This window comes from Stenotrophomonas sp. 278 (assembly GCF_003935715.1).
GTDB classification, from domain to species: domain Bacteria; phylum Pseudomonadota; class Gammaproteobacteria; order Xanthomonadales; family Xanthomonadaceae; genus Stenotrophomonas; species Stenotrophomonas maltophilia_AH.
On record NZ_RHPP01000209.1, the window covers coordinates 1 to 5,113 of the forward strand.

The following is a 5,113-nucleotide window of genomic DNA, read 5'->3' on the forward strand; positions in this document are numbered from 1 at the left end:
GCGCGGGGGCGAGCGGATCCAGCTCCCGGGCCGCCGCCATTCGCACGCACTGAAGGACCTGCTGCAGCACAGCGGCCTGCCGCCGTGGCAGCGCCGTCAGTTGCCCCTGCTCTACGACGGCGACACGCTGCTGGCGGCAGGGGACCGGGTCATTGCCGCACCGCTGCAGCAGTGGCTGGATGAACACAGTGCCCGCCTGCAGTGGAGGCCGGGCGTGGCGTGAATTGACCCCATCGGGCTGGCGCATCACACTTGCGCCCATGCCCAAGAAGTCCCCCAATGACGCGTCCCCGGTCGCCCACTTCGAGCAGTCGCTGGAAGAGCTGGAGCAACTGGTGCAAAAGATGGAAACCGGCGACCTGAGCCTGGAGCAATCGCTCAGTGCTTACGAGCGCGGCGTGGGTCTGTACCGTCAGTGCCAGCAGGCGCTGGAACAGGCCGAGCTGCGCGTGCGCCTGCTCAGCGACCCGGCCCGGCCCGAAACCGCCGAACCTTTCGACCCGCCCAGCCATGACGGCTGAGGCGACGTTCGCGCGCTGGCGCGACCGGATTGAAAGCCAGCTCGACGCCTGCCTGCCCTCGCCCGACCTCGCGCCGCAGGGCCTGCACCAAGCGATGCGGTATGCGGTGCTGGGCGGCGGCAAGCGCATGCGTCCGCTGCTGGTGTACGCCAGCGGCCAGATCTTCGGTGCGGACGAACACGCCATGGATGCACCGGCAATGGCGGTGGAGCTGATCCACGCCTATTCGCTGGTGCACGACGACCTGCCGGCCATGGACGACGACGCGCTGCGTCGGGGCCGGCCGACGGTGCACATCGCCTTTGATGAAGCGACGGCGATCCTGGCCGGCGATGCGCTGCAGACGCGCGCGTTCGGCCTGCTGGCCGACGCACCGCTGACGGCCCAGCTGCGCGTGCACTGTCTGCAGGCGTTGACGCATGCGTCGGGTGCAGCGGGCATGTGTGGCGGTCAGGCATTGGACATCGATGCCACCGGCCGCCTGCAGCCGCTGGTTGACCTGCAGCACATGCATGCGCTGAAGACCGGCGCGCTGATCCGCGCGGCAGTGCGGATGGGCGCACTGTGCGGTGACGCGCCGCAGAGCGATCTCAACCAGCTGGACGATTTCGCCAGCGCGCTGGGCCTGGCGTTCCAGGTCCGCGATGACATCCTGGACGTGGAAGCCAGCTCCGAGCAGCTGGGCAAGACCGCCGGCAAGGACCAGGCCCAGGCCAAGTCCACCTTCCCGGCCCTGCTGGGCATGGCCGGTGCCAAGGCCGAACTGGTCGCACTGACCCAGCGCATGCACGACAGCCTGGCCGGCTACGACGAGCGCGCCGACGCACTGCGCGCACTGGGCCGCATGGCGGTCGAGCGGAATCACTGACGGTCCCATGCAAACAAAAACGCCCGGGAATCCCGGGCGTTTTTGCTTTCGCAGCCGACGCTGATTACTTGATCAGGCGCAGGGCGAACGGATAACGGTAGGCTTCGCCGTTGTTGGCCTTGACCGCGGCCAGGATGCACAGGACCAGGCTGGCGATCCACACGACGCCCATCATCAGGAAGCCGATCAGCACCACCGTCAGCAGGCCGGAGACGAAGTAGGCGATGATCAGGGTGATCTGGAAGTTCAGCGCTTCCTTGGCCTGGTCGACGACGAAGCCCTTGCTGCTGTCGTCCTTGTTGATCAGCCAGATCACCAGTGCACCGAGGAAGCCGGTGAAGATGCCCAGACCGTGAGCCAGCATGGCCATGGTGCGCTGGTCGGCCGGTGCCTGACCGCCAGTGACCGGCGGCGGCGGGGTGGTAACGTTTTCAAAGTCGCTCACGTGAAACTCCTTGTTCAGTGTATTGGGTGGTGCATGGCAGGCTCCCCGCCTGCCCAGGCAGCGCCAATAGGATACGCCAACGATTGCGTCAATCGTTGAAAACGTCGGTTACCGCTGAAAGCGTCAGTCGTTTCCTGCGACCGTCATCCGCCCAACCAGGATCGAGCCGACGTGGATGTGCGAGCGCGGATCAATGTCGCTGCCCACCGCCTCGATGCGGGAGAACATGTCTTTCAGATTGCCGGCGATGGTGATTCCATCCACCGGATACTGGATCTCGCCGTTCTCCACCCGGAAGCCGCCCGCACCGCGCGAGTAGTCGCCGGTCACCGCGTTCACGCCCTGGCCCATCAGCTCGGTCACCAGCAGGCCCTCGCCCATCTGCCGGGCCAGCTCCACCAGTCCCGCGTCGACGCTCGGCCGCACCTGCAGGTTGTAGACCCCACCCGAGTTGCCGGTGGTCTGCAGACCCAGCTTGCGCGCCGAGTAGGCTCCCAGCACATAGCGCTGCAGCACCCCGCCGGCGACCAGCGCCGAATTGCGGGTGGCGACGCCGTCGCCGTCGAACGCACTGGAGCGCAGGCCCCGGCGTAGCAGCGGACGTTCGTCGATGGCGAACCAGTCCGGGAAGATCTGCGTGCCCACGCTGTCCAGCAGGAAACTGGCGCGGCGGTACAGCGCCCCGCCGGACACCGCACCGAGCAGGCTGCCGATCAGCGAGCGCGACACTTCCGGCGCATACAGCACCGGCATCTGCGCGGTGGCCATCGAGCGCGGCTGCAGCCGCGCCACGGTGCGCTCGGCTGCGCGCCGGCCAATCGCCGCCGCGTCCTGCAGGTCTTCACGGGCCAGCGCGCTGCTGTACCAGCCATCACGCTGCATGCCATCACCCTGCCCGGCGATCAGCGCGCAGCCAATGGAATGATGGCTGCTGCGGTCGCGGCCGATGAAGCCATGCGAGTTCGCGTACACCGACAGGCTGGTGGCGGTGGACGCCGATGCGCCGTCGGAATTGCTGACCCGCGCATCCGCCTCGCGCCCGGCCGCCTCACAGGCCAGCGCCAGGTCCACCGCCTGGTCGGCCTGCAGCGCCCACGGGTGCCAGCCGTCCAGGTCGGGGAACTCGCGCGCCATCAGCGCGGCATCGGCCAGCCCGGCCGCGGCGTCGTCCTCGGTATGGCGGGCAATCGCGCAGGCCTGGGCCACGGTGGCTTCCAGGCTGGCCGGCTGCAGGTCGGCGGTGCTGGCACTGCCCTTGCGCTGGCCGAAGTACACAGTGACCGCGATGCCGCGGTCGCGGGTGGATTCGACCGTCTCCACCTCGCCAAGGCGCACGTTCACGTCCAGGCCGCGCTCTTCGCTGCAGCTCACTTCGGCCTGGGTCGCCCCCAGTGCCCGGGCCCGCTCCAGCAGCTGCTGGGACAGGTCGGCCAGGTGTTCCAGGCGCGACAGGCTGTCGTCGGCGGCCAACGCTTCAGGGGAGATCACGTTCAATGCTTTATCCTGTGCAGGTGAGTGCCCGGCGCAACGCAGGGCACAGTATTGGATGTGGAAGAAAAACGATGCGCGGACGCGACGAAGAGACCGGTGAATTTCATGACAGCAGCCGCAAGCAGAAGCGCCGCGACGCGCTGGACGTGCTCGCGCTGGGCGAGAAGCTGGTCTCGCTGACCCCGGCCCAGCTGGCCCGCGTGCCGGTGCCGGAAGACCTGCTGCCGCACATCGCCGAGTGCAGGCGCATTACCGCGCATATCGCGCACAAGCGCCAGCTGGCCTACCTGGCCAAGCACATGCGCCGCGAAGAGGAGTCCACGCTGGATGCCATCCGCAACGCGCTGGACGCCAACAGCGAAACCTCGCGCCGGGAAGTCGCCATGCTGCACCGGGTCGAAGACTGGCGCGAGCGCCTGCTCAGCAACGGCGACACCGCGCTGGCCGCGCTGCTGGACGAATACCCGCAGGCCGACCGCCAGCAGCTGCGCACGCTGGTGCGCAACGCCCAGGCGGAAAAAGCGAAGAACAAGCCGCCGCGTGCGTTCCGCGAAATCTACCAGGTGCTGCGCGGGCTGATGCTGCCGGCCGCACTGGGCCTGGACGCGGCCAACGCCGCCCCGTCCGGAGACGAGGACGACGACGGCGCGATCGAGGACTGAGCGCATGCCCGGCCTCAGGCCTGGGTTCCGCCCACGGTCAGGCCGTCGATCAACAGCGACGGCTGACCCACGCCCACCGGCACGCTCTGGCCATCCTTGCCGCAGATGCCAACGCCTTCATCCAGCGCCAGGTCGTTGCCGATCATGCGCACTTTCTGCATGGTTTCCGGGCCGTTGCCGATCAGGGTCGCCCCCTTGACCGGCGCAGTGACCTTGCCGTCTTCGATCAGATAGGCCTCGGTGGCCGAGAACACATACTTGCCGCTGGTGATGTCGACCTGGCCGCCACCAAAGTTGACCGCGTAGAGGCCACGCTTGACCGAGCGGATCATTTCCTGCGGATCATGCTGGCCGGCGCGCATGTAGGTGTTGGTCATGCGCGGCATGGTCATGTGCGCGAACGACTCGCGGCGACCGTTGCCGGTCGGGGCCACGCCCATCAGGCGGGCATTCAGCGAGTCCTGCATGTAGCCCACCAGGATGCCGTCCTCGATCAACGTGGTGCACTGGGTCGGATGACCCTCGTCGTCCACGTTCAACGAGCCGCGGCGGCCGTCCAGGGTACCGTCATCGACGATGGTGACGCCGGGTGCAGCGACGCGCTCGCCGATGCGGCCGGCGTACACGCTGGTGCCCTTGCGGTTGAAGTCACCTTCCAGTCCGTGACCGACTGCTTCGTGCAGCAGCACGCCGGGCCAGCCCGGCCCCAGCACCACACTCATCACCCCGGCGGGGGCCGGAATGGCTTCCAGATTCACCAGTGCCTGGCGCAGCGCTTCGCGGGCGAAAGCTTCCGGACGACCATCAGCAAACAGTTCGGCATAGCTGTAGCGCCCGCCACCGCCGGCATAGCCGGATTCGCGGCGGCCGTTCTGCTCCACGATGACCTGCACGTTGAGCCGCACCAGCGGGCGGATGTCACCGGCCAGCACGCCGTCGCTGCGGGCGATCAGCACGGTGTCCACACCGCCGGACAAGCTGACCATCACCTGCTGCACGCGCGGATCGGCGGCACGCAGATAGCGGTCCAGGCGCTTGAGCACCTCGACCTTGGCTTCATTGCCCATGCCGTCGATCGGATCCAGCGCCGGGTACAGCGCGCGGGCATTGCCACGCGCCAGCGCAC

7 protein-coding genes are annotated in these 5,113 nt (G+C 68.0%); 4 read left to right on the forward strand and 3 right to left on the reverse strand.

Annotated elements, in window-relative coordinates:
- The 3 genes from tilS to EGJ34_RS20395 form a co-directional block, all read left to right on the forward strand.
- On the forward strand, nucleotides 1-223 hold a 223-nt coding region (gene tilS / locus EGJ34_RS20385; protein WP_148100534.1), incomplete at its 5' end, for a tRNA lysidine(34) synthetase TilS.
- 37 nt (nucleotides 224-260) lie between these two features.
- Nucleotides 261-521, forward strand: coding sequence for an exodeoxyribonuclease VII small subunit (locus EGJ34_RS20390; RefSeq protein ID WP_125362254.1), 261 nt, complete (start codon nucleotides 261-263; stop codon nucleotides 519-521).
- Nucleotides 511-1,389 (forward strand): farnesyl diphosphate synthase, encoded by an 879-nt coding sequence (locus tag EGJ34_RS20395; protein ID WP_125362255.1) that lies wholly within the window; start codon nucleotides 511-513, stop codon nucleotides 1,387-1,389. Before EGJ34_RS20390 ends, EGJ34_RS20395 begins: the two co-directional genes overlap by 11 nt.
- Nucleotides 1,390-1,453: 64 nt before the next feature.
- Here the strand turns inward: EGJ34_RS20395 and EGJ34_RS20400 are convergent, their stop codons facing one another.
- Together EGJ34_RS20400 and pmbA are read right to left on the reverse strand one after the other, a co-directional pair.
- Nucleotides 1,454-1,834 carry a DUF4870 domain-containing protein gene (locus EGJ34_RS20400; RefSeq protein ID WP_125362256.1) on the reverse strand — a complete coding sequence of 127 codons (381 nt, stop codon included), beginning with the start codon at nucleotides 1,832-1,834 and terminating at the stop codon, nucleotides 1,454-1,456.
- Nucleotides 1,835-1,957: 123 nt separating this feature from the next.
- Nucleotides 1,958-3,328 carry a metalloprotease PmbA gene (gene pmbA, locus EGJ34_RS20405; protein WP_125362257.1) on the reverse strand — a complete coding sequence of 457 codons (1,371 nt, stop codon included), beginning with the start codon at nucleotides 3,326-3,328 and terminating at the stop codon, nucleotides 1,958-1,960.
- Nucleotides 3,329-3,396: 68 nt separating this feature from the next.
- Here pmbA and yjgA point away from each other — a divergent pair, with 68 nt between their 5' ends.
- Nucleotides 3,397-3,987, forward strand: coding sequence for a ribosome biogenesis factor YjgA (gene yjgA, locus EGJ34_RS20410; protein WP_125362258.1), 591 nt, complete (start codon nucleotides 3,397-3,399; stop codon nucleotides 3,985-3,987).
- A 14-nt stretch (nucleotides 3,988-4,001) separates the two neighbouring features.
- Here the strand turns inward: yjgA and tldD are convergent.
- Nucleotides 4,002-5,113 (reverse strand): metalloprotease TldD (gene tldD, locus EGJ34_RS20415; protein ID WP_125362259.1); only part of this gene is annotated, 1,112 nt, incomplete at its 5' end.